The sequence below is a fragment of the Streptomyces sp. NPDC006450 genome, assembly GCF_040612195.1.
Taxonomy (GTDB): domain Bacteria; phylum Actinomycetota; class Actinomycetes; order Streptomycetales; family Streptomycetaceae; genus Streptomyces.
In genome coordinates this window covers 1-21,857 of sequence record NZ_JBEXPT010000111.1, presented here as the reverse complement: position 1 = coordinate 21,857, position 21,857 = coordinate 1, and the positions used below count along the sequence as shown (strand labels likewise).

Annotated in this window: 24 protein-coding genes; 6 read left to right on the top strand and 18 right to left on the bottom strand. The window is 69.8% G+C overall.

Going from position 1 to position 21,857, the window contains the following annotated elements:
* From ABZY57_RS26080 to ABZY57_RS26015, 14 genes are all read right to left on the bottom strand, one after another.
* A partial coding sequence (locus tag ABZY57_RS26080) for an NAD(P)-binding domain-containing protein (protein ID WP_356515849.1) occupies positions 1–211 on the bottom strand: 211 nt, incomplete at its 3' end.
* 39 nt (positions 212–250) lie between these two features.
* Positions 251–1,735: an aldehyde dehydrogenase family protein gene (locus ABZY57_RS26075; RefSeq protein ID WP_356515847.1), complete on the bottom strand. Its 1,485-nt coding sequence runs from the start codon at positions 1,733–1,735 to the stop codon at positions 251–253.
* 48 nt (positions 1,736–1,783) lie between these two features.
* A complete protein-coding gene (locus tag ABZY57_RS26070; protein ID WP_356515845.1) occupies positions 1,784–2,524 on the bottom strand; it encodes a type 1 glutamine amidotransferase domain-containing protein in 741 nt (246 codons plus the stop codon).
* A 99-nt stretch (positions 2,525–2,623) separates the two neighbouring features.
* Positions 2,624–3,388, bottom strand: a complete 765-nt coding sequence (locus ABZY57_RS26065) for a MinD/ParA family protein (RefSeq protein WP_356515843.1) — start codon at positions 3,386–3,388, stop codon at positions 2,624–2,626.
* Entirely contained in the window at positions 3,388–4,647 is a 1,260-nt protein-coding gene (locus tag ABZY57_RS26060) for a PP2C family protein-serine/threonine phosphatase (protein WP_356515841.1), read from the bottom strand. Before ABZY57_RS26060 ends, ABZY57_RS26065 begins: the two co-directional genes overlap by 1 nt.
* Positions 4,629–5,066: an anti-sigma regulatory factor gene (locus ABZY57_RS26055; RefSeq protein ID WP_356515839.1), complete on the bottom strand. Its 438-nt coding sequence runs from the start codon at positions 5,064–5,066 to the stop codon at positions 4,629–4,631. Before ABZY57_RS26055 ends, ABZY57_RS26060 begins: the two co-directional genes overlap by 19 nt.
* A gap of 32 nt (positions 5,067–5,098) precedes the next feature.
* Positions 5,099–5,410: an STAS domain-containing protein gene (locus tag ABZY57_RS26050; protein ID WP_356515837.1), complete on the bottom strand. Its 312-nt coding sequence runs from the start codon at positions 5,408–5,410 to the stop codon at positions 5,099–5,101.
* Between the two features lie 23 nt (positions 5,411–5,433).
* A complete protein-coding gene (gene glgX / locus ABZY57_RS26045; protein WP_356515835.1) occupies positions 5,434–7,569 on the bottom strand; it encodes a glycogen debranching protein GlgX in 2,136 nt (711 codons plus the stop codon).
* On the bottom strand, positions 7,566–7,970 hold the full coding sequence (locus ABZY57_RS26040; RefSeq protein ID WP_356515833.1) for an STAS domain-containing protein: 405 nt from the start codon (positions 7,968–7,970) through the stop codon (positions 7,566–7,568). The genes glgX and ABZY57_RS26040 overlap by 4 nt, the downstream gene beginning before the upstream one ends.
* 36 nt (positions 7,971–8,006) lie before the next feature.
* A complete protein-coding gene (locus ABZY57_RS26035; RefSeq protein WP_356515831.1) occupies positions 8,007–9,827 on the bottom strand; it encodes an AGE family epimerase/isomerase in 1,821 nt (606 codons plus the stop codon).
* A 1-nt stretch (position 9,828) separates the two neighbouring features.
* Positions 9,829–10,263: a VOC family protein gene (locus tag ABZY57_RS26030; protein WP_356515829.1), complete on the bottom strand. Its 435-nt coding sequence runs from the start codon at positions 10,261–10,263 to the stop codon at positions 9,829–9,831.
* Positions 10,263–10,913, bottom strand: coding sequence for a DJ-1/PfpI family protein (locus tag ABZY57_RS26025; protein WP_356515826.1), 651 nt, complete (start codon positions 10,911–10,913; stop codon positions 10,263–10,265). Before ABZY57_RS26025 ends, ABZY57_RS26030 begins: the two co-directional genes overlap by 1 nt.
* Complete coding sequence (locus ABZY57_RS26020) at positions 10,906–12,510, bottom strand: GMC oxidoreductase (RefSeq protein ID WP_356515824.1); 1,605 nt, start codon at positions 12,508–12,510, stop codon at positions 10,906–10,908. Before ABZY57_RS26020 ends, ABZY57_RS26025 begins: the two co-directional genes overlap by 8 nt.
* A gap of 11 nt (positions 12,511–12,521) precedes the next feature.
* The gene (locus ABZY57_RS26015) at positions 12,522–12,902 is read right to left on the bottom strand and encodes a nuclear transport factor 2 family protein (protein ID WP_356515822.1); all 381 of its coding nucleotides are present in this window, start codon (positions 12,900–12,902) and stop codon (positions 12,522–12,524) included.
* 146 nt (positions 12,903–13,048) lie between these two features.
* Between ABZY57_RS26015 and ABZY57_RS26010 the strand changes: the two genes are divergently transcribed.
* Positions 13,049–14,266 (top strand): RNA-guided endonuclease TnpB family protein, encoded by a 1,218-nt coding sequence (locus ABZY57_RS26010; RefSeq protein WP_356515820.1) that lies wholly within the window; start codon positions 13,049–13,051, stop codon positions 14,264–14,266.
* Positions 14,267–14,287: 21 nt separating this feature from the next.
* On the opposite strand, the gene ABZY57_RS26005 is transcribed toward ABZY57_RS26010, so the two are convergent.
* The 4 genes from ABZY57_RS26005 to ABZY57_RS25990 form a co-directional block, all read right to left on the bottom strand.
* Positions 14,288–14,743: a nuclear transport factor 2 family protein gene (locus ABZY57_RS26005; RefSeq protein WP_356515818.1), complete on the bottom strand. Its 456-nt coding sequence runs from the start codon at positions 14,741–14,743 to the stop codon at positions 14,288–14,290.
* A gap of 20 nt (positions 14,744–14,763) precedes the next feature.
* Positions 14,764–15,195 carry a nuclear transport factor 2 family protein gene (locus tag ABZY57_RS26000; RefSeq protein WP_356515816.1) on the bottom strand — a complete coding sequence of 144 codons (432 nt, stop codon included), beginning with the start codon at positions 15,193–15,195 and terminating at the stop codon, positions 14,764–14,766.
* Between the two features lie 153 nt (positions 15,196–15,348).
* Positions 15,349–17,004: a thiamine pyrophosphate-binding protein gene (locus ABZY57_RS25995; protein ID WP_356515814.1), complete on the bottom strand. Its 1,656-nt coding sequence runs from the start codon at positions 17,002–17,004 to the stop codon at positions 15,349–15,351.
* 28 nt (positions 17,005–17,032) lie between these two features.
* Positions 17,033–17,857 (bottom strand): type 1 glutamine amidotransferase domain-containing protein, encoded by an 825-nt coding sequence (locus tag ABZY57_RS25990; RefSeq protein ID WP_356515812.1) that lies wholly within the window; start codon positions 17,855–17,857, stop codon positions 17,033–17,035.
* A gap of 287 nt (positions 17,858–18,144) precedes the next feature.
* Between ABZY57_RS25990 and ABZY57_RS25985 the strand changes: the two genes are divergently transcribed.
* From ABZY57_RS25985 to ABZY57_RS25965, 5 genes are all read left to right on the top strand, one after another.
* Complete coding sequence (locus ABZY57_RS25985; RefSeq protein WP_356515810.1) at positions 18,145–18,417, top strand: UBP-type zinc finger domain-containing protein; 273 nt, start codon at positions 18,145–18,147, stop codon at positions 18,415–18,417.
* On the top strand, positions 18,414–20,210 hold the full coding sequence (locus ABZY57_RS25980) for an FAD-dependent oxidoreductase (protein WP_356515808.1): 1,797 nt from the start codon (positions 18,414–18,416) through the stop codon (positions 20,208–20,210). The genes ABZY57_RS25985 and ABZY57_RS25980 overlap by 4 nt, the downstream gene beginning before the upstream one ends.
* Positions 20,211–20,297: 87 nt before the next feature.
* A complete protein-coding gene (locus ABZY57_RS25975; RefSeq protein ID WP_356515806.1) occupies positions 20,298–20,795 on the top strand; it encodes a hypothetical protein in 498 nt (165 codons plus the stop codon).
* Positions 20,796–20,886: 91 nt separating this feature from the next.
* Entirely contained in the window at positions 20,887–21,216 is a 330-nt protein-coding gene (locus ABZY57_RS25970) for an antibiotic biosynthesis monooxygenase family protein (protein WP_356515804.1), read from the top strand.
* Positions 21,213–21,692: a group II truncated hemoglobin gene (locus ABZY57_RS25965; protein WP_356515802.1), complete on the top strand. Its 480-nt coding sequence runs from the start codon at positions 21,213–21,215 to the stop codon at positions 21,690–21,692. Before ABZY57_RS25970 ends, ABZY57_RS25965 begins: the two co-directional genes overlap by 4 nt.
* Positions 21,693–21,857: the final 165 nt, after the last annotated feature.

The following is a 21,857-nucleotide window of genomic DNA, read 5'->3' as shown; positions in this document are numbered from 1 at the left end:
TGTGCACCCGCACAATCTGGACGTGTATTCGGCCCGGGGCGGGGGCTGGGGCGGGGTGCGCCGCCGAGGCCGCGGGGCCCAGTTCGGTCAGCAGCGCCGCGAGGCTCTGGGGGCCCCGGGCGTTGGCGAGCACGACCTGGTGGTCCGCCGCCACGAGGATCCTGGCCAGGGTCGATCCGATCCGGCCTGTGCCGATGATGCCGATCCGCATGAGGGCTCCTCAGGTGGGTGCGGGGGGATCAGGCGGGTGTCAGTCCATGCCGATCCAGACCGACTTGGTCTGGGTGTAGCTCTCCAGGGACTCGGGGCCGCACTCGCGCCCGTAGCCGGAGGCCTTGTAGCCGCCGTAGGGCACGGAGGGGTCGTACTGGTTGTAGCAATTGACCCAGACCGTGCCGGCCTTGATCTGGGAGGCGACCCGGTGGGCGCGCCGCAGGTCCTTGGTGTGGACGCCGGCGGCGAGGCCGTACGCGCTGTCGTTGGCGATGCGCACGGCGTCCTCCTCGGTGTCGAAGGGGATGATCGACAGGACGGGCCCGAAGATCTCCTCCTGGGCGATCCGCATGCTGTTGTCCACGCCGGTGAAGATGGTCGGCAGGAAGTACAGGCCTTCGGACGAGGCCCCCTCCGGGGTCCAGCCGGTGCCGCCGGTGCGCAGGACGGCGCCTTCCTTCTCGCCGACCTCGATGTACGAGCTGACCTTGTCGAACTGGCCGCGGTGGGCGAGCGGTCCGAAGAGGGTGGCCGGGTCGCGCGGGTCGCCGGGCAGCAGGGCGGCCGCGCGGGCCACCAGCCGTTCGACCATCTCGTCGTGGATCGGGCGGTGCAGCAGCAGCCGGGAGCCGGCGGTGCAGATCTCGCCCTTGTTGTAGTAGATGCCGAAGAAGGCGAGTTCCTCAGCGGCGTCGAGGTCGGCGTCGGCGAAGACGATGTTGGCGGACTTGCCGCCGAGCTCCATCGTGACCTTCTTCAGGGTGCCGGCCGCCTTGCGGATGATCGACTGGCCGACCGAGGTGGAGCCGGTGAAGGCGATCTTGTCGATGCCGGGGTGGTCGGTGAGGGTCTCACCCAGTTCCACGCCCGGACCGGTGATGACGTTCAGCACTCCGTCCGGAATCTCCGCCTCCTGGAACAGCTCGGCGATCTTCAGGGCGGTCAGCGGGGTGGCGGGCGAGGGCTTGTGCACCACCGTGTTCCCGGCCGCGAGGGCCGGGGCGATCTTCGTCATCGACAGGAGCAGCGGGAAGTTGAACGGGGTGATGGCGCAGACCACGCCCAGCGGTTCGCGCAGGGTGTACGCGAGCTGCCCGCCGGCCGGGGCCCGGGAGGAGCCGTCGACCCGGGTCACGGCGCCGGCGTAGTAGTGCATGAGCTGCGCGGCCATGGGGGCGTCGACCGTGGAGGAGAAGGCGAACGGCTTGCCCATGTCCACCGTCTCCAGCAGGGCGATCTCCTCCAGGTCGCGCTCGATGAGCTCCCCGACCCGGTTCAGCCGCAGCGCGCGTTCCTGGGCGGACAGTCTGCTCCAGGGACCTTCCTCGTACGCCGTACGGGCGGCGGCCACGGCCGCGTCCGCGTCGGCGGCGGCCGCCTGGGCCACCGGTACGATCTCCTGGCCGTCCACGGGGCTGATGTCCGGTTCCGTGCGATGGTCCTGGGCAGGAACCCAGGTGCCGCCGATGAACAGTTTCCCGGGGTTGGCCAAAGGCTGGTCGCTGAGCGCGCGCTGGGGCATGGCTGTGGCTGCCTTCCGGTTTCGGGTGCGAGGGGCTGGGCGCTTCGGCTAGCCCTGCGCGAGCTGACGTAAGAACGTCTCCGCGAGGGCCTTGGAGGAGTAGGGGTTCTGGCCGGTGGTGAGCTTGCGGTCCACCACCACGTGCGAGTCCCAGATCGCGTCGGCCTTCTCGTAGCGGGCGCCGAGCCGGGTGAGTTCGGCCTCCAGGATCAGCGGGAGGCGGCCGGCCATGTTGGTGACGAGCTCCTCGCTGTGCGAGAAGGCGGTCATCCGGTAACCCGCGAAGGGCCACCGGCCCTCGCCGTCGCGCAGGGCCAGCAGGGCGGTGTGCCCGTGGCAGACGGTGGCCAGCGGCTTGTCCTGGGCGATGGCCCAGCGCAGGATCTGCGCGAGCTCGTCGGACTTGGGCAGGTCGCCGATGGCCCCGTGGCCGCCGCTGATGTAGATGCCGTCGTAGTCGGCGATGTCCTTCTCGCCCAGGGTCTCCAGGGCGATCGGGTTTCTCAGCTGCGGGGTGTTCTCGATGACGCGGCTGTACTCCAGGGCGCTGGCCGTGTCCGTGTCCGCGGAGCCCTGGGGGCGGACCCACCGGAGGAACTGCGGGTCGATGCTGGTCTGGTCGACCGTCGGGGCCCGGCCCGCGATCGTCGCCACGTCCACGGTGTGGCCCGCGTTCTTGAAGAGGGTGTAGGGAACGGCGAATTCCTCGGCCCAGAAACCCGAGGGGTGTTGTTCCCCGTCCAGCAGATGAAGCGTGGCCTTGGCCGTCATGACGACGAGAATCTTCATGACTCTTCTCCTTGGTCTTGATTCGCCGGATTCGCTGCCGATTCGCTGGATTCGCTGCCGATTCAACACGTCCCCCGCCAGGCGCGTAAGAGGGAGACGTCAGGCACGCGATACTTCGTCACGTGCGTCCAACGCCGAGATGATGGTGCGGAATTCACCGACCAGAGGGTGGTCGGGATGGGCTTCGGAGAATATGCGCTCCCCGTAGAGCGCGGCCATTTCCGGAACGTAGGGAAGGATTCCGGCCAGGGGGGTGCGGTAGACCTCCTCGGCCCGCCGCCGGGCCGCCTCCCGGTCGATGCCCTCCGGCGCCATGCTCATCACCAGGGTCCTCCGGCAGGCGAGCCGGCCGGTCAGGGCGATGGTCTCCTCGACGCCGAGGAGGTCGATCCGGTCGGCCCTGGCCATGATCAGGAGCACGTCGGCGCTCGCCATCGCGGTGACCGACTCGTTGTTGAGCCCGGCATGGGTGTCCAGCAACAGCACGTCCAGGGCGTGGTGCACGGCGAGCCGGTCGAAGCCCTCGGGCAGTAGGCCCACGTCGTAGCCGGTGGTCATGAGTTCCCGCAGGGCCGCCGTCCCGGTCCGCGCCGGTACGACGTACAGGCTCCCGCGGCCGACCTCCGGCCGCCCGGTGCGGACCTCCTGGGCGGCGGCCTCGATCTCGCACCGGCCGAGCAGGTAGTCGGCGAGCGAGGGGCCGGGACCCAGCCGGAAGAGCAGGTCCAGGGTGGGCGACTGGATGTCCGTGTCGATCACCCCCACCCGGCGTCCCCCGCCCGCGAGGAGCAGGGCCAGGTTCGCCAGTACCGAGGACTTTCCGGTACCGCCGCGGTACGAGTGCACCACGATGGTCCGGGTCATCAGGCCACGACCTGGCGATCGGCGCCGCCCGCGTGCGGCCCCCGCGCCGCGCGTGGCCGGTGCAGGGCCAGCATGGTGACGTCGTCGTGCTGTTCGGCTGTTCCGGTGTGTTCGCGTACGGCCGTGTCCATCCGGTCGACCACCTCCCTGCCGCTGACCGGGGGGCCGGACAGCAGCTCCAGCATCCGCTCGTCGCCGAGGAAGCCGCCGCCGGGGCAGCGCGCCTCGGGCACTCCGTCGGTGAACACGAAGAGCGTGTCACCCGGGTTCAACTGGGCGTAGCCGAGTGTGTACACACAGTCCGGGAGCACCCCGACGGCGGGGCCGGTGACCTCCAGCGTGCGCGGCTCGCCGCCCTCCGCGTCCAGCAGCAGCGGCGGGTTGTGGCCGCCGTTGATGTAGACGAGGGATCCGGTGAGCGGGTCGAGCACCCCGAAGAAGAGGGTGGCGAAGTAGCCCTGCCGCAAGTGGTTGCGGGTCAGGTAGCCGTTGGTGGCGGTGACCGCGTTGAGCAGCGGTGTGGCACCCACCACGGGGATGCGCCGGCTGTTGCCGGTGCGGCCGGCGGCCACCAGGTGCTGGAGGCCGCTGTTCTCGGCGGTGTGCCGCAGCAGGGAGCGGATGAGCGCCATGAAGAGCGCGGCTCCGACCCCCTTGTCGCAGACGTCGGCGACGACGAAGGCCAGGCGCCGCCCGCGCGAGAGCTCGAAGACGTCGTAGAAGTCCCCGGCCACCTGCCGGGCGGGCCGGAAGCACACGTCGATCTCCCAGCCTTCGGGGACCGGCAGTGATTCCGGCAGGAACCCTGCCTGGATCTCTCGCCCGATCTCCAGCTCCTTCTCGTAGCCCATCAGTTCGGCCCGGGCGTCGGCTTCGCGCAGGGTGCGGCCGAGTCCGGCGCGCTCCGAGCAGCTGTGCAGCCGGGCCCCGACGAGGGCGGGCAGGAAGGGGGGTACGAGGTAGTCGTGCCCGATGCGGACGTGCTCCTCCAGGGCGGCGAACTCCGTCACGGTCCAGACGACCACGATGGGGGCCCCGGCCCAGCGGCGCAGCCGGCGCACGGCGGTCCGCACGGACTCTCCGTCGGCCTGGGCCGGGGCGAGCAGTACGTCCGCTTCGGGCAGCTCCTCCAGTGGGCCGGCCAGCAGGTCGGCCAGGGTGCGCGGGACGAGTTCGGCGCCCATCTCCGCCAGGGCTCCGAGGAGTTCCAGGGGCGGTGGCGGATACTCGTCGAGGATGATCACGGTCGTGGAGGGCATGGGTCCGTCCCCTCAGCCATCACGGTCAGCGTGCTGATGTTGCGGCCGTCCCTGCGTACGTAGTCGAACTCGTCCACGCTGGTCAGTGCGAGGTGGATGCCCAGTCCGCCGATCCGGCGCCGCTCGGGGGCGGTCTGCGGGTCGGGCGGCAGCCGCCCCTGGACGGGGTCGAAGGCCGGGGCGCGGTCCTCTATGGAGATCTGCACCCGGCCCGGCCCGGAGCGGCCCCGGACGGTGATCCGTCCGCCGCCGCCCCGGTACCCGTGCATGACGACGTTGGTGGCCAGCTCGTCCACGGCCAGCCGGATCCGGTACGAGGCGCCCCTGTCCAGGCCCGCCCTCCCGGCGAGCCGCAGGACGAGCGCGGCGATGTCGCCCAGCGCACCCAGGGTGGCGGGCACTTCCAGCTCTGCGGACATCCTCGCCGTCTTGACCGCCTCGTCCATCGGACTCAGTCGTCGCAGAGCAGGATGCTGCGGTCGAGACCGGCCGTCCGGATGGTCCGGGACACGGGCTCGATGGCGCCGACCACCTTGATGGTGACGTGCTCCCCCACCTTCTGCTGGGCGAAGACCAGGGAGCGCAGTCCGGCGCTGGCCATGTAGCCGACGCCGGCCATGCGGATCTCGACGATGCTGGTGCCGTGGCCGGCGGCCTTCTCGATGGTCTGGTGGAAGTCCGGCGCGGTCTTGGCGTCCAGTTCACCCTCCAGCTCGATCACGGTGGTGTCGCCCTCGATGCTCAGGGACACGGAAAGCGGCATGTCAGGTCTCCTTCGGTGCGGGGCTAGAGCTCGGGGTCGGGCGTGCGGCCGACCAGGATCACGACCGAGCGCGGACCGATCAGGTACTTGCCGGCGTTCTCCAGTTCGAGTTCGGCGCCGGGAGTGCGGATGTCGTGCGGGGCCTCGGCCCCGGTGTCCGCGAACAGGTGCCAGCTGCGGCCGCCGGGCAGGGCGGGCAGTTCCAGGTCGTGCGCTTCCCAGTGGGAGTTCATGGCCGCGTACACCACGTCGTCGTCACCGGTGCCGCAGCGGGCCACCGCCAGCAGCCGGCTCTCCGCCGACCAGTCGGGCTGCCAGGCCCGCTCCCCGTGCCAGCTGATGTCGGGCAGCCCGAGCGTGTCGCGGAGCTGTCCGGTGGGGTGGGAGGTGGAGCGCAGTTCGCGATGGCGCTTGCGGAAGGCGATCATCTCCCGTGTGAACCGGAGCAGTTCGGCGTTCTCGTCGACCTGGCTCCAGTCGAACCAGGACAGTTCGTTGTCCTGGCAGTACGTGTTGTTGTTGCCCTGCTGGGTGCGTGCCACCTCGTCGCCGGAGAGCAGCATCGGGATGCCCTGGCTGGTGAAGAGGATGGCCAGGGCGTTCTTCATCTGGCGCAGCCGCAGCGCGTTGACCTCGGGATCGTCGGTCGGTCCCTCGGCCCCGCAGTTCCAGCTCGCGTTGTCGTTGCCGCCGTCGTTGTTGCCCTCGCCGTTGGCCTCGTTGTGCTTGTCGTTGTACGAGAACAGGTCGGCCAGGCTGAAACCGTCGTGCGCGGTCAGGAAGTTGACCGATGCCGAGGTCCCGCGGCTGGAGTAGAGGTCGGGCGAGCCGGCGAGCCGGGTGGCGAGCTCCCCGGTGACCCCGGGGTCGCCCTTGAGGAAGCTGCGTACGGTGTCGCGGTATTTGCCGTTCCACTCCGCCCAGCGGCCGTACGCGGGGAAGTTGCCGACCTCGTAGAGGCCGCCTGCGTCCCAGGCCTCGGCGATGAGCTTGGTGTGCCGCAGCACCGGGTCGTAGGCGAGCAGTTCCAGCAGCGGCGGGTTGGGCAGCGGGGTGCCGTCCGGGGAGCGTCCGAGGATGGCCGCGAGGTCGAAGCGGAAACCGTCGATGTGGTAGTCGGCGACCCAGTGGCGCAGGCAGTCGAGTACGAAGTTGCGCACGACGGGGTGGTTGCAGTTGACGGTGTTGCCGGTGCCGCTGAAGTTGAAGTAGTACCCCTCGGGCGTGAGCATGTAGTACGTGGCGTTGTCGAGCCCCTTGAAGGAGATCGTGGGGCCCTGCTCGTTGCCCTCGGCCGTGTGGTTGAAGACGACGTCGAGGATGACCTCGATGCCGGCCGCGTGCAGGTCCTTGATCAGGGTGCGGAACTCGTCGCCCTGCATGCCGTAGCGTCCGGTGGCCGCGTAGCCGGCCTTGGGGGCGAAGAAGGAGACGGTGTTGTAGCCCCAGTAGTCGAAGAGCTGCTCGCCCGTCTCCGGGTTGGTGCGCGGGTTGTCGCTCTCGTCGAACTCGAACACCGGCAGCAGCTCGATGCAGTTGATCCCGAGCTCCTTCAGGTACGGGATCTTCTCCCGCAGCCCCGCGAAGGTGCCGGGGGCGGTCACCCCCGAGGACGGGTGCCGGGTGAAGCCGCGCACGTGGGTCTCGTACACGACGAGGTCCTCCGCGGGGATGCCCAGCGGGGTGTCGTCGCCCCAGTCGAAGTCCTGGAGGCAGACGCGGGAGCGGTACTGGTAGCCGCGGCTGCGGTCCGGCTCCACGCCCCACACGTCGCGGCCGGCGATCAGCCGGGCGTAGGGGTCGGAGAGCACCTGGCGGGCGTCGAAGCGATGGCCGGTGACGGGGTCGTAGGGTCCGTCGGCCCGGTAGCCGTACTCGATGTTCTCGTGGTCGAGGCCGAAGACCGTCATGGCGAAGACGCTGCCGGTGCGGAATTCCTGGGGGAACTCCAGCTCGGCCATCGGCTCGGGCTCTCCGCGCTTGTAGATGACCAGGGTCATGGAGGTGGCCTGGTCGGAGAAGACGGAGAAGCTGACCCCGCCGGGGACCACGTTGGCCCCGAAGGGGAACGGTTTGCCGGCGCGGACGCGGTACCCGCCCACCTCGTGGGTCGGGTACGCGTCGACGCGCAGCACCTGTTCGGACGCCGGCTCGCTCATCGCGCGGCCCTGGCCTTCTCGGAGGCCTTCTCTGGGGCGTTGGCGGCGTTCTTGGCGGCGGTCCTGGCGGCGTTCTTGGCGGCGGCCGCCTCGGCTTCGCCGGTCGAGAAGAAGTCGAGGAAGCCGGTGGCCGACATGACGAACCGGACTTCCTCGCTCACCCCGTAGAGGGTGACGGCGACCCCGGCGTGCTGGGCCTCGCGGTAGACGACGAGCAGGGTGCGCAGCCCGGCGCTGGAGACGTAGGTGACGGCCGTCAGGTCGATGCGCAGCGGCCGGCCCTCGCGGACCAGCGGCAGCAGCGTCTGCAGCAGCGATCCGGAGGTCTCACTGTTGATCTCGCCGGTGGCGACGAGCACGATGCCCGTCTTGTTGCGGCGTTCCTTCACGTTCAGGGTCATTGCTTTCCCCTCTGAGTGGGGCGCCCCCGTTGAGCGCTACTGGGCGGTCGGGCGCAGCCGGACCTTGACCTTGACCCGGCCCTGGACATCGGGCAGCCGGACGGTCAGTGCGTCGGCGTCGAAGTCCGTGTACGGCTTCTCGTCGATCTCGACGGACGCGATCCGCACCGAGCCGGCGGGGAGCAGGTCGGGCGAGACGCGCAGCACGCGGTCCGGCAGGTTGGTCGGGTCGGGCTGGAAGTGGAAGTCCATCTCCCGGCCGTTGATGAGCAGGTTGTTGTAGACGGCGGACAGGTAGCAGAGCTCCGCCGAGTGGTACATGGACATCGAGTGGCTGCCCTTGAGCCGCTCGTTGCCGAGCAGGTAAGGAGTCCCGCTCGCGAGCACGTTGAAGTAGACGGCTCCCTCGTCGTGGTCGAGGAAGAAGGTGTTGTAGAAGGCCTCCGCCTGCCGGGCCTCGCGCAGGAATCCGTCACCGCCGACGGTGCCGTTCAGGATGAGGTAGGCGAGGATCGCCTGCTCCTGCTGCCACCAGGCCTTGCGGTCGTGCCAGGCGAAACGATACGTCTCCTCGTCCCCCGACTTGACGCGCTCGACCACGTCGTACCAGCCGCCGCGCTGCACGTCGCTCCCGACGGCCGGCATGATCTCGCCGATCTTGCGGGCTAGCTCCTCGTAGGCCGGCTTGGCCTTCAGCGAGTTCATCCGCATCAGGTTCCAGGCGATCTTGAGGTTGTGGCCGACGACGGCCCGGTTCTGCTGCCAGCTGTGCGCGGTGTCGTGGGACCAGTCGCGGAAGAAGCGCTCCTGGACGAAGGGGCTGTTCTTGTAGTCCGGGAACTTGTCCGCGATCGTGTCGAAGGTGTACTCGAGGAAGTCCGCGTAGCGCTGCTCCCCGGTCGCCAGGTACAGGTTGATCAGATAGGCGGGCGCGTGGTCGCCGACCGAGTTCCAGTTCTTGCGCTCCGCGTTCTCCCCGAGGGACTCGTGGTCGGCGCTGAAGAGGATCGGGTCGATGTGCGAGTAGTAGCCGCCCTGCTCCGGGTCCTTGAAGAACTTGTCGAACAGCCGGATGGTGGCGTCCGCGTCGTTCTTGATCCGGATGTCGCCGGTGACCCGGTAGGTCTGGATCGGGCCGGCCAGCGCGTAGATCTGCTCGTACATCGGGATCGCGTCGTAGTCGTCGGAGAACTCCGAGGTGAACAGCTTGCGTTCGCTGTCCCCGTCCACGCTGATGCCGTGGTACCAGAAGACCACGTCCTCCTCGCTGTCGACGACGCGCATGTGCTTGCGCAGGTACTCGGTGCCGCGCTCGGCGATCTCCAGGTACTCGTCCTTTCCGGTCAGCAGGTAGGCCGAGGCCATGCCGTAGACCAGGCGGGAGATCGTGTCGGTCTCCTGGACGTGGCTGGCGGTCTTGTCACCGCCGAGCCGGATCTCGGTGCGGTACTCGGTGAAGTCCACCGGACCGTCGCCGAACTGCGCCCGCTTGTAGAAGTCGGCCAGCGATTCGATCTGCTTGATCCACCAGCTGGGCTCCTCGAAGCGGTAGTCCTCGGCCCCGCGGCCCAGGAACACCAGGCGCTTGGCCTCGAAGCGGCCGCCCCGCTCGGGGTAGTGCACCCCGTAGACGTAGAGGAACCGTCCCGGCGAGAGCATCTCGTCGATGTGCCCGGAGGCGTCGATGTACGGCTCGTCCAGGTTGCGGACCAGCTCGGCGCTGGGGTCCCCGGCCAGGGAGACGTCGAACTCGCGGCCGTCCGAGGTCTTCAGCCGCAGCAGCCGGGACCCGGAGTCGAAGCGGCTGACGTAGCCGGCGATCGTGTCGGAGAAGGAGAAGCTCACGGCGTCCGCCATGTCATGCACCGTCCTTGTCGTGTTGACCGTGTTCGTCCTCGAATCCCTGGCTGACCTCGACGATCACCCCGTCGGGATCGCGGACCCACACGGTCCGCCACCCGCAGATGAAGTCGTCGAAGTCCAGTGGCCCCAGGGTCACTTCGGCCGCTTCGCCGAGCGTGGCCAGGAAGCCGTCCACGCTGTCGGTCTGGAAGGCCAGGTGCCGCAGCCGGCCCGGCGCCGCCGGCCCGTCGTGCAGGGCCGGTTCGGCCGGTTCGGTGCCCGCCGCGAAGAGCTCCAGGTACACGTCCCCCTGGCGGAGGAAGATGATCTGTGCGTCTCCGAGGTCGACCACCCGGGCCCGGGCGAAGCCGAAGTACCGGGTGTAGAAGTCCTCGGTGGTCTTCTGGTCGGCGCAGTTCAGGCCCACGTGCGACCAGACCATCGGGGCCATCAGGCAGCGCCCCGCGCGCCCTGCGCGTCCCCCGCGCCGCGAGCGCCCCGCGCGCCGCGGTCGGCGGCGATCAGCTCGATGATCCGGCGGGCGAACAGGTGGTGGTGGGCCCCGGTGCGGCCGGTGACCAGGTCGCCGTCGACCACCACGTCCTCGTCCACGTACTCGCCGCCCATGTTCCGGACGTCGCCGATGAGGTTGTTGTGGCAGACGACCTTGCGGCCGCGCACCTTGTCCGGGATCGAGGCGGCCAGCCACATGCCGTGGCAGATGATCCCCTTGAGGACCGTGGGCTCCTCGAAGGCCCGGCGCAGCAGCTCCGTCGCCGGCGCCAGTACGTCCACGTCCTCGGTGTAGCGCAGCCGGTCGGCCACCATGCCCGAGGGCACGATGATCGCCGCGTACCGGCGCAGTTCCTCGTCGCTCAGCCCCTCCAGGGACTGGGTCGCGGTGAACGGCGCCCGGTACTCGTGCCCGGAGAAGGTGAGGGAGTCGTTGCCCCACAGCCGGGTCAGGAAGTCGACCTCGGCGCCCTCCTCCGCGAACCGGCGGCCGTAGTAGAAGATCTCCGGCTCGTAGAAGTCGCTCTCGACCAGGACCGCGATCCGGGTTCCGGTCAGCGCACCCTCGCGCAGGACCACATCAGGCACGGGACACCCCTTTCAGGAAGTCCGCCGCGCGCTCGGCGATCATCGCGATGGCGGTGTGGCAGTTGCCCGACGGGACGGCGGGCATCACGCTCGCGTCGACGACGCGCAGGTTCCGTACGCCGTGCACCCGCAGTTCGGGGTCGACGACGGAGAGGTCGTCGACGCCCATGCGGCAGGAGCCGGCCTGGTGGTGGTAGCTCTCCGACTTCTGCTTCACGAAGGTGCGCAGGTCCTCGTCGGACGCGTAGCCGGGTCCGGGCTGGAGCTCCTGCTTGTACCAGGGCGAGAAGGCGGAGGTCGCGAAGAGCTCCCGGGCGGTCCTGACGCCCTGGACCATCCGCTCCAGGTCCCAGCGGTCGCCCAGGTAGTTCGGGTGGATCAGCGGGTGGGCCAGCGGATCGGCGCTCGCCAGCCTGATCCAGCCCCGCGAGACGGGCCGGACGACACCGGGCAGGATGGACACCGTGTTCGGGTGGTCCTGGCCGACGATCACGTCGAACGGCACGTGCACGAAGGCGATCTGCAGGTCCGGCGCCGGCAGTCCGGGCCGGGACGAGAGGAACAGCGCGCTCTCCGACAAGTTCTGTGCGGGCGGCGGGAGTTCCTGGGTGACCTCGGCCATCAGCCCGGTCAGTACGTGGTTGTGGAAGTTCTCGCCGACCCCGGGCAGCGCCGCGACGGCTGCGATGCCGTGCTCGCGCAGCTGCTCGGGGTGCCCGATGCCGGAGAGCAGCAGCAGCTTCGGGGACTCGATCGCCCCGGCGGCCACGATCACCTCGCGCCGGGCCCGTACGGTGTGCAGCCCCGGTTCGCCCGCGCTGCTGTGGGCGTCCCGCACGGTCCGCCCCGGGATCTCGGCGGGGGCCTGGAGCTGGACGTACTCCACACCCGTGCAGGTGTCCCCGTCGAAGAGCAGCCGGGTGCTCTGCGCACTGGTGCGCAGGGTCAGGTTGGCGCGGTCGAGGGCCGGCTCCAGGTAGGCGGCGAGGACGCCCTGACGGCGGCCGTCGGCCACGTCGATGTGGTGCCAGCCGGTGCCGAAGAGCCCGCGCCGCGGTCCGTCCGTGTTGAAGTCGGCGATCTCCTCGTGGCCGAGCTCGACGGCGGCGTCGATGAAGGCGCGGGAGACCGGGTTGGGGCCGTGCCGCCCGGCGTGGGTGATCCGCTGTGGCCCGCGGGTACCGGTGGTCGGCGCGGTGGCGTCCTCCTGGCCCTCCAGCAGCGCGAAGTAGGGCAGGACGTCCTCGTGGGCCCAGCCTGCGGCGCCCTGGTAGGCCCAGTTGTCGAAGTCCGAGGCATGGCCCCGGATGTGCATCATGATGTAGAGGTTGCTGCTGCCGCCGGGGGCCTTGCCGCGCGGTTCGTAGGTGCGGCGGCCGTCCAGGCCGGGCTGCGGGACGCTGGTGTAGCCCCAGTCGACGGGCCCGCCGAGCAGCTTGTACCAGGAGGACGGATCGTCCACCTCGGGAGGGATGCGGCCCGCTCCGGCCTCCAGGACCAGGACGGTGACGTCCGGGTCCTCGGAGAGGCGGTTCGCGAGGACGCTGCCGGCGGTGCCGGATCCCACGACGATGTAGTCGTACTCATCCACGGCCATCGCGCGCCCCCTCAGTCCTGGCCGAGCACCTGGAAGGGAACCGTGTCGTGGTAGTTCGCCATGTAGGCGATCTTCCCGTCCACGATCCGGAAGAAGTTCATGACCTCGGCCTCGATCTCCGCCCCGGAGGGGGTGACCGCGGTCAGGTGGGAGACGGCCGCGGCCTTCTCGCCGTCGACGAGGAAGTGCACCGGCTCGTTGCGGAAGACCCGGTACATGGTCCCCATGCCCTTCATCATCGACCGCAGCGTCTCCAGGCCCTCGATGTGGCCGGCGAGCTGCTCGTCCATGACCTGGTCCTCGGCGAACAGGTCGCACCAGCTGTCCCAGTCACCGGCGTTGGCGTACGCGTAGTACTTAGTGAGGATCGTTCGTGAATCGATCGCACTCATCCCAATCTCCCTGTGTGGAATCCCCCGGTTTTGACCGGGGAAAGGAAACCCATCCTCGGCCCGGAACAACCAGCCGTTGAAGTGCCGCTGCGTGACGCTGTGACCTGGGCTTGTCTTCGGATCCTGACCACCTCTAGCGTCCAGGCATGCGGACTTCCTCCGTGAAGCGGGCGTTCAAGTACCGCTTCTACCCGACCGAGCCTCAAGCGGCAGAACTGTCGAGGACCTTCGGGTGCGTGCGAAAGGTCTACAATCTCGCCCTTGCTGCCCGCGCCGAGGCCTGGACGGCCCGCGGGGAGCGAGTGAACTACACGCAGACCTCGGCCATGCTCACGGCGTGGAAGAAGTCCGAAGAACTCGCCTACCTGGCCGAGGTGTCCTCGGTTCCGCTCCAACAGGCGCTGCGGCATCTGCAGGCAGCCTTTGTCGGGTTCTGGAGGAAGCGGGCGCAGTACCCCTGCTTCAAGTCGAAGCGGAAATCCCGCGCCAGCGCCGAGTACACGCGCAGCGCCTTTCGCTACACCGCTGGGAAACTCACCCTCGCGAAGATGTCCGAGCCGCTGGACATCGTGTGGTCCCGTCCCATCCCGGCTGGTGTGCAGCCCTCGACGGTCACCGTGTCCCGTGACAGCGCCGGCCGCTGGTTCATCTCCCTGCTGTGTGAGGACACCCCATCCCCCATGCCGGACGCCACGAACGCCGTGGGCATCGACGTCGGGCTGACGGCCCTGGTCGTCCTCTCCACCGGCGAGAAGATCGACAACCCCAAGCACGAGCGAAGGGACCGGAAGAATCTCGACCGTGCGCAGCGCGCTCTGTCGCGGAAGGAGAAGGGCAGCCGCAATCGGTCCAAGGCCCGGATCCGGGTGGCAAGGATCCATGCCCGGATCGCCGACCGACGCCGGGATCATCTGCATCAGCTGACGACTCGACTCGTGCGTGAAAACCAAATGCTCGTGGTCGAAGACCTGGCTGTCCGCAACATGCTGAGGAACCACAGCCTTGCCCGTGTCATCGCCGACGCGGGCTGGCGCGAGCTGCGCTCGATGCTGGAGTACAAAGCGAGCTGGCACGGGCGCGAGCTGATCACCGTCGACCGATGGTTCCCCAGCTCCAAGCTGTGCTCGGCATGCGGGTCCATCGCCGACACGATGTCCCTGGATGTCCGTGAGTGGACATGTGACACCTGCGGGACGACCCACGACCGGGACGGAAACGCAGCAGTGAATCTCCTGGCCGCCGGGCTGGCGGCTGCTGCCTGTGGAGCGGGTGTAAGACCTCATCGGGAGTCCTCCTCTCGGTCCGGGCAATCCGTGGTGAAGCAGGAACCCCCACCCGCGAGGGTGGGAACCCTCTCCCGGTAGGGAGAGGGAGAGGTCAACCCCCTACTGGTCCCTGCGGGTTCCGTCCGGGGCGAAGGGCGCCCAGAACTGGCTGAAGGCCGTGGCCGTGTCGCCGAAGAGGCCGTCGTGGCCCTCGACGATCCGGCCGTCGCGCCAGCGCATGAAGTGGAAGACCGGGTAGTCCATCCGCTCGTACGGGGAGCGGCTCGACTCGTCGGCGCCGCCTCGCACGGCGACGTTGCGGCAGACGTCCGCACTGCAGTCCTCGCCGACGAGGACCGCTTCGATGTCCATGCGGAAGGTGCCGCCCGTGAGCTTGTGGGTCCGGCCCATCAGCTCCAGGAAGGCGTCCAGGCTCTCGTACCAGCCGGCGAGCGGGTGGTTGCCGGGGACCTGCCAGCGCAGGTCCTCCGCGTAGTACTCCAGGATCCTGGCCCGGTCGCCGGAGCCGAGGGCGCGGTACGCCGCCTCGACCCGCTCCCGTGTCACTTCGGTCATCGTCGCTTCTCCTTCGGCGCTCAGAGGGAGGCGGAACCGGGCATGGGCGCCAGTTCGTTGACGGTGTACTGCCGGATCAGCGGCCCGTCGGGCCCGGCGACCACGGTCCAGGTCTGGTCGGCGTCGAAGCCCAGCCACACGCTGCGGGCGGCCGGCGGGTCCCAGATCTTGGCCTGCCAGTTGACGAGGACCCGGACGATCGCCCGATCGCCCTCGATGACGGGCTCCACCTTCGAGACCGTGTGCACCTCGTCGAAGAAGCGGTTCGTGACCGCCTCGTACCAGCGGCCGAAGCCCTGGTGGCCGAGGAAGGTGTCCTCCGGGACCTTGAACTCCAGGTCCTCGGTGATCAGGGCCAGCACCTGGTCCGGCTGGACGTGCTGGTCCAGGGCCACGTACCACTTCTCGGCGAAGGCGCGGATCGCGTCCTCGGTCAGCCGCTCGGCGGGCATGCGGTCTCCTCCTGTCTGTCCGTGCGGATGGGGGCGTGGTGCGGTGCGAGGGCGTGGTGCGGTGCGGTGCGGTGCGAGGGCGCGACGCGGTGCGCGGTGCCGGGTGGGCGCGGTGCCGGGTGGGCGCGGTGCGCGGTGCGAGGGCCCGGAGCGTCAGATCTGCACGTCGACGAGGAAGGGCCCGGGGTGGGCGAGCATCCGCCCCACGGCGGCGATGGCCTCGTCGGGCTTCTCCACCCGCATCCCTCCCGCCCCGAGTGACCGGGCCAGGGCGGCGAAGTCGATCTCCGGGTGCGAGAGGTCGAAGGAGCCCGGGAAGCCGTGCCGCGGAATCTCCCGCTCCCGCCAGTACTGGGCGATGTTGTCGTCCAGCAGCCGGTACTTGCGGTTGTTGCAGACGACGAACTTGGCCTCGATGCCGTGCCGGGCCGCGGTCCACAGCGCCTGGTAGGTGTACATCGAGCCGCCGTCGCCGGCGAAGCCGACGACGAGCCGCTCCGGCCGGGCCAGCTTGACGCCGACCGCGCCCGGGAAGCCCACGCCCAGCGATCCGCCCCGGGTGAGGTGGTAGTCGCCCGGCCGCTCCGGCGGCAGGTACCGGGTGACCAGCGGGGAGGTGGTCAGCGCCTCGTCGAAGACGATCAGGTCCCCGCCCGTGCGCTCGGCCAGGGTCCGCAGGAAGACCGCCATCGGCGACCCGTCCGCGTCCATGGCTTCCCGCTCGGCCTGGCCCGACCGCACCCGTTCCCGGGTCCGCGCGTCCAGCCGTCCGGCCGCCGCCGCCCGCTGCGCGGGGGTGAGGACGTGTTCCAGTACGCCGGCCAGCGCGCGCAGCGCCTGCCGGGGATCGGCGGCGAGCCCGAGGTCCACCGGGTGGTTCTTGGCGATCTCGTAGGCGTTCAGGTCGATGTGCACGACCCTCGCGCCGGCCCGGAAGGGGCTCTCCAGCTCCGGGAACACCTCGGGGAAGACGTACGTGCCGACGATCAGCACCCCGTCGGCGTTCCCGATCAGCTCCCTGCTGTGCGGGCCGAACATGTGACCCGTCTGACCGCGGCGCAGCGGGTGCGAGGCCGCGATGTTCACCTCGGAGGAGTCGACCTCGTACACGTCGGCGCCGAGCAGCTCGGCGACGGCGACGAGTTCGCGCTGCGCCCCGGAGAGCGAGACCCCGTCCCCGACGAGGACGACGGGCCGCTCGGCGCAGGCCAGCAGCTCGGCCGCCCGCCCCACCGAGGCGGCCGAAGGGGCCACGTCCGTGAGGGGCACCGCGGCGGGCAGGACGAGCTCGGAGTTGAGTTCGTCCAGCACGTCCATCGGCAGCGCCACGAACACCGGGCCGCGCGGCGGCGTCAGGGCGATCTTCACCGCCCGGCGGATCGTGCGCAGTACGGAGTGCCGGTCGGTGACCCGGGTCGCGTACTTGGTCACCGGCTTCGCCATCGCCACCAGGTCGGACGCCATCTGTGCGTCCATGGCGTCGTAGCGCACCCCGGCGTCGCCGGCGACCACGACGAGCGGGGTGTGGCCGCGCAGCGACTGGTAGAGCATGCCGATGCCGTTGCCCAGCCCCACCCCGGAGTGGAGCTGGAGCAGCGCCGCCCCGCCGGTGGCCCGGGCGTAGCCGTCGGCGATGCCGGCGGCCACCGTCTCCTGGAGGGCGAGGACGTAGTGGAAGTCCTGCGCCGCGTCGACCGCGTCGAGGAATCCCTGTTCCACGGTCCCCGGATTTCCGAACATGACGTCCAGGCCGTCGGCCTTGAACTGGTCGATCAGCCTTTCCCGTCCGGGAGTGGCTCCAGAACCCATCGAACTCCCCCTCCTTTTCGTACCGGAATTACCAGCCGTACCGGGTGAGACCGTTCTCCAGGACTTCCACGATCTTCTGCCCCGTGAGATACGAGTCGGGGGTCGAACGACCGGTGACGAAGGGGAAGTCGACGATCACCGAAAGGGGGTGGCCGAAATTCCCGTGGTACGCACCGCCCGGCCCGGTCGCATCGCGCAGGATGTACTCCAGCGGATACGGCGGCGGCCCCATGTTGAAATCGGTACCGAGGAATCCGGTGCCGTCCTTGTAGTCGTACTCCTTGCAGTGGCCGGTCACGTGCTTGCCCCAGATGATGCTCCGGCGGTCGCCCCAGTCCCGCGCGAAGGCCAGGCAGGCGACGCCGTAGCACTCGGCCGCGACGACCTTGCCGGCGTTCTTGAAGGCGAGGATCAGGGCGTGCACGCGCTCGTTGTTGGCGAGGTCGGCGATCGGACCGCTGCCGCCCACGATGAGCACCGCGTCGAAACTGGCGATGTCGGCCTGGAGCTTGTCCAGATCGCGGTGGTACTGCTCCAGCTTGGGCAGGTACGCCGAGTCGCTCGTGTACGGGCGCTCGGGGGCCCACGCCTCGATGTCGAGGGGGGAGTCGAGCCGGCTCGACTGCTCGAACTCGCGGCCCAGCCGGGCGTTCTCCTCGGTGGTGACCGAGCGTCCCAGCGGAGGATCGATGTACTTCGCGTCGAGGCTCGGCGGGAGAGCGTGGGCACGCTTTCCGGTCGGCGTGGCGAATACGACTTCATAGCCCTGCTCGTCGAACTGCGATACGGGGCCGATCAGTTCCTCGGCCCAGTAGCCGTGTTCGGAGACAATGACCAGAATCTTTCTGCTCACGGATTCCTCCAGGCGCCGCCTGTTGTCGTTGGCGTCCCCCACACTGGCCGCGCCCGGGGGTTCCGTCAAAGCGCTGGTGTGCGACTTCGTGAGGTAGTCGCACAGGTCGTGGGGGCACCTCATGAAGTCGTCCGGCGATGTCATGAAGTAGCTTCCGGACTACCTGACTTCGTCCGAATCCCTGAACCGTTGGCGGTGCTCCGCCTTATGGTCTGGACGCGCCGGAATCACGGGCGCGCCGCAATCACGGGCGCGAAGCGCGAGAGCGCGAGAGAGGGACGGGGACGATGACGATGGACCTGTTGTGCACCCACATCGATCAGATACGTCCGGTGAAACCCGGCACCGAGGGCTGCGAGGAATGCCTCGTCTCCGGTGACACCTGGGTGCACCTGCGGATGTGCCTGAGCTGCGGGCACGTCGGCTGCTGCGACTCCTCGAAGAACCGTCACGCCACCCGGCACTACGGGACCAGCGCACACCCCATCGCGGCCTCACACGAGCCCGGCGAGGACTGGGCCTGGTGCTACGCCGACAAGCTCATGCTGGACCCGGCATGAGTACGGCCCGGGAGAGCGCCCCGGCCGCGGGCACCGCGCCCACGAGCACCGCCACCGCGAGCACGGCCCCCGCAGGCACCGCGCCCACGACAACCGCCGGCGCGACCGCCGAAGCCGCGGCGCGCGCGGAGAACCGCAAGCCGGTCATCCTGGCCGTGGACGACGACCCGCAGGTGCTGCGCGCCGTCCGCCGCGACCTGCGCAGCGCGTACGGCGACCGCTACCGGGTGCTCGGCGCCTCCTCCGCCGCCGACGCCCTCAAGATCCTGGACTCCCTCGACGAGCGCGGCCACGACCCGGCGCTCTTCCTCGTCGACCAGCGGATGCCGGACGTCACCGGGGTCGAGTTCCTGCTGGAGGCCGTCAGCCGCTTCCCCGACGCCCGCCGCGTGCTCCTCACCGCGTACGCCGAGACGGACGCGGCGATCACCGCCATCAACCGGGTCCGCCTGGACTACTACCTGCTCAAGCCCTGGGACCCCCCGCACGAGCGGCTCTTCCCGGTCCTGGACGACCTGCTGTCCGACTGGCTCGCCACCTACCGCCCGGCGTACGACGGGATCATCGTCGCGGGTCACCTGGTCTCCCCCGGCACCCACGCCGTCCGGGACTTCTTCACCCGCAACGGCCAGCCCTTCCGCTTCCTCAACGTCGAGCGGGACCCAGAGGCGCTGACCGTGATCGCCGCCGCCCAGCCCGATGCCGCGCTGCCCCTGGTCCGCTTCCCCGACGGCTCGGTGCTCTCCGCGCCGACGGACACGCAGCTCGCCCGGCGCCTGGGGCTGGCCACCACCGCCTCGCGCCCGCACTACGAGTGCGTCATCGTCGGCGCGGGCCCGGCGGGCCTCGCGGCCGGCGTCTACTCGGCCTCCGAGGGCCTGTCCACCCTGATGCTGGACTCCCGCGCCCCGGGCGGCCAGGCCGGCACCTCCAGCCTGATCGAGAACTACCTCGGCTTCCCCTCGGGCCTCTCCGGCGGCGACCTGACCCGCCGCGCCACCATCCAGGCCTCCCGCTTCGGAGCCGAGATCCTGCACCCGGTGGAGGTGACCTCGCTGACCCGTGACGACCCGGCGAAGATCCTGACCCTGGCGGACGGTACGGAGATCAGCGCCGAGACGGTGCTCCTGGCGACCGGTGTCTCGTACAACCGCCTGGACGCCCCCGGCGCCGACCGCTTCGAGGGCGCCGGGCTCTACTACGGCGCGGCGACCACGGAGAGTTCGGCGTGCATCTCGCAGCACGTGTTCATCGTGGGCGGGGCCAACTCGGCCGGCCAGGCCGCCGTGCACTTCGCCAAGTACGCCGCCCGGGTCACCATCCTGGTCCGCGCGGCCTCGCTCGACGACAGCATGTCCCGCTACCTGATCGACGAGATCGAGCGGACTCCCAACATCGAGGTGCGGGTGCGCACGACGGTCGTCAGCCTGCACGGCGAGGACCACCTCGAACGCCTGACGCTCCACAACTCCGAGACCGGCGAGGACACGGAGATCGCGGCCCGCTTCATGTTCACCTTCATCGGCGCCCGCCCGCACACGGGATGGCTGGCCGGGGTGGTCGAGCGGGACGAGTACGGTTTCGTCCTCACCGGCTCGGACCTGATCTCCAACGGCGGTGAACTCCCGGCGGAATGGAGCCTGGAGCGCGCCCCGTACCCGCTGGAGACCAGCGTCCCCGGGGTCTTCGCGGCAGGGGACGTACGGGCCCACTCGGTCAAGCGGGTGGCCTCGGGCGTGGGCGAGGGAGCCATGGCGGTCTCCCTGATCCACCGCTACCGCTCGATGGGCTGAGCCCTCCGGCCTATCCCTCTGGGCCGAGAGCGAACAGCGGCCGGACCCCCTTGCGATCAAGGCAGCACCGGACGCACCGTTGATTACATGATTACATCCGAGCAGAACGAGCAGCTCCGCTCCTGGTTCGCCGAGCGGCTGCCGGTGGACGTCTACGAGTCGCTCCTCTCGGTCACGGTCGACCGGGAGGAGATCACCGTCGTCGGCGCGATCCCCGCGACCGAATCGGTCTCCGCCTTCCGCGAGCGCACCCGGGAACAGCGCGTCGAGGTCGCCCGGGAGGCGGAGGAGCTCTACCGCCGCAAGGTGTCCTGGGCCGCCCAGTCGGGCGAGGAGCGGACCCTCTTCACCCACCTCGCGGTCCCCGTCATGACCCGCCTGCGCCAGCCCGAGCGCCAGGTCCTCGACACCCTGGTCGCGGGCGGCGTCGCCCGCAGCCGGGCCGACGCCCTGGCCTGGTGCGTCCGGCTGGTCGGACGCAACACCGACACCTGGCTGACGGACCTGCGCGAGTCCCTGGACCGGGTCCAGCAGGTCCGCGCAGAGGGTCCGGACCTCGCCGACTCCCAGAAGTCCGAGTCATAACGGCGAAAGATCTCCCCGCGCCCGCAAGATCGCGCAAGCCTGGCACGGACCACCGGCGATCAACGCCCGACCCCAGGGAGAGGCCCGCACCATGACCACCACCGTCGAATACATCCGCTACCGGATCGCATTGGACGACCAGCCGGCTTTCGAAGACGCGTACATCAGGGCCTCCGAGGCCCTGGCCGCCTCGCCGGAGTGCATCGACTACGAACTCGCCCGCTGTGAGGAAGAGCCCGAGCGCTACATCCTCCGCATCCGCTGGACCTCGATCGACGCCCACCTGAACGGTTTCCGCAAGGGCGAGCACTTCCCCGCGTTCTTCAGCGCGATCCGCCCGTACGTCACGGCCATCGAGGAAATGCAGCACTACCTCGTCACCAAGGTGACCGGCCCCGGAAAGGCCTCCACCCCGTCATGAGCACCACACCGGACACCACACCCACCATCTACGCATGGATGGGCGGCGCGGAGGCGATGAACCGCCTCACGGACGTCTTCTACGCCCACGCCCTGCGGGACGAGATCCTGGCCCCGGTCTTCGCGGGCATGGACGCGGAGCACCCCCAGCACGTCGCGGTCTGGCTGGCGGAAGTCTTCGGCGGCCCGAAGCAGTACACCGCGGCCCACGGCGGCCACCAGCACATGGCCACCAAGCACCTGGGCCGCGGCATCACCGAACAGCAGCGCCGCCGCTGGGTGGACCTCCTGACGGACACGGCCGACGAGGTGGGCCTCCCCACGGACCCGGAGTTCCGCGCGGTCTTCGCGTACTACATCGAATGGGGCACCCGCATGGCCCTGATCTACTCGGGCCCCAACCCACCCCCGGTGGACGCGGCCGAGATCCCGGTCTGGTCCTGGGGCCAGACCCCACCCTGGATCCCGAAGTCCTGACCCGCCCCACCACCCCGGCGGAGCCCCCGGGCTCCGCCGGGCTCAACCCCCGGCGGCCACGACAGGCCTCGCGTGCGCATCCGCCCCTACGGGCCCACCCCAGCCGGGCGGGCACATCCCGCCCGCGGACCCATCCGCGCTGCGGGCTCATCCGCCCCGAGCGGA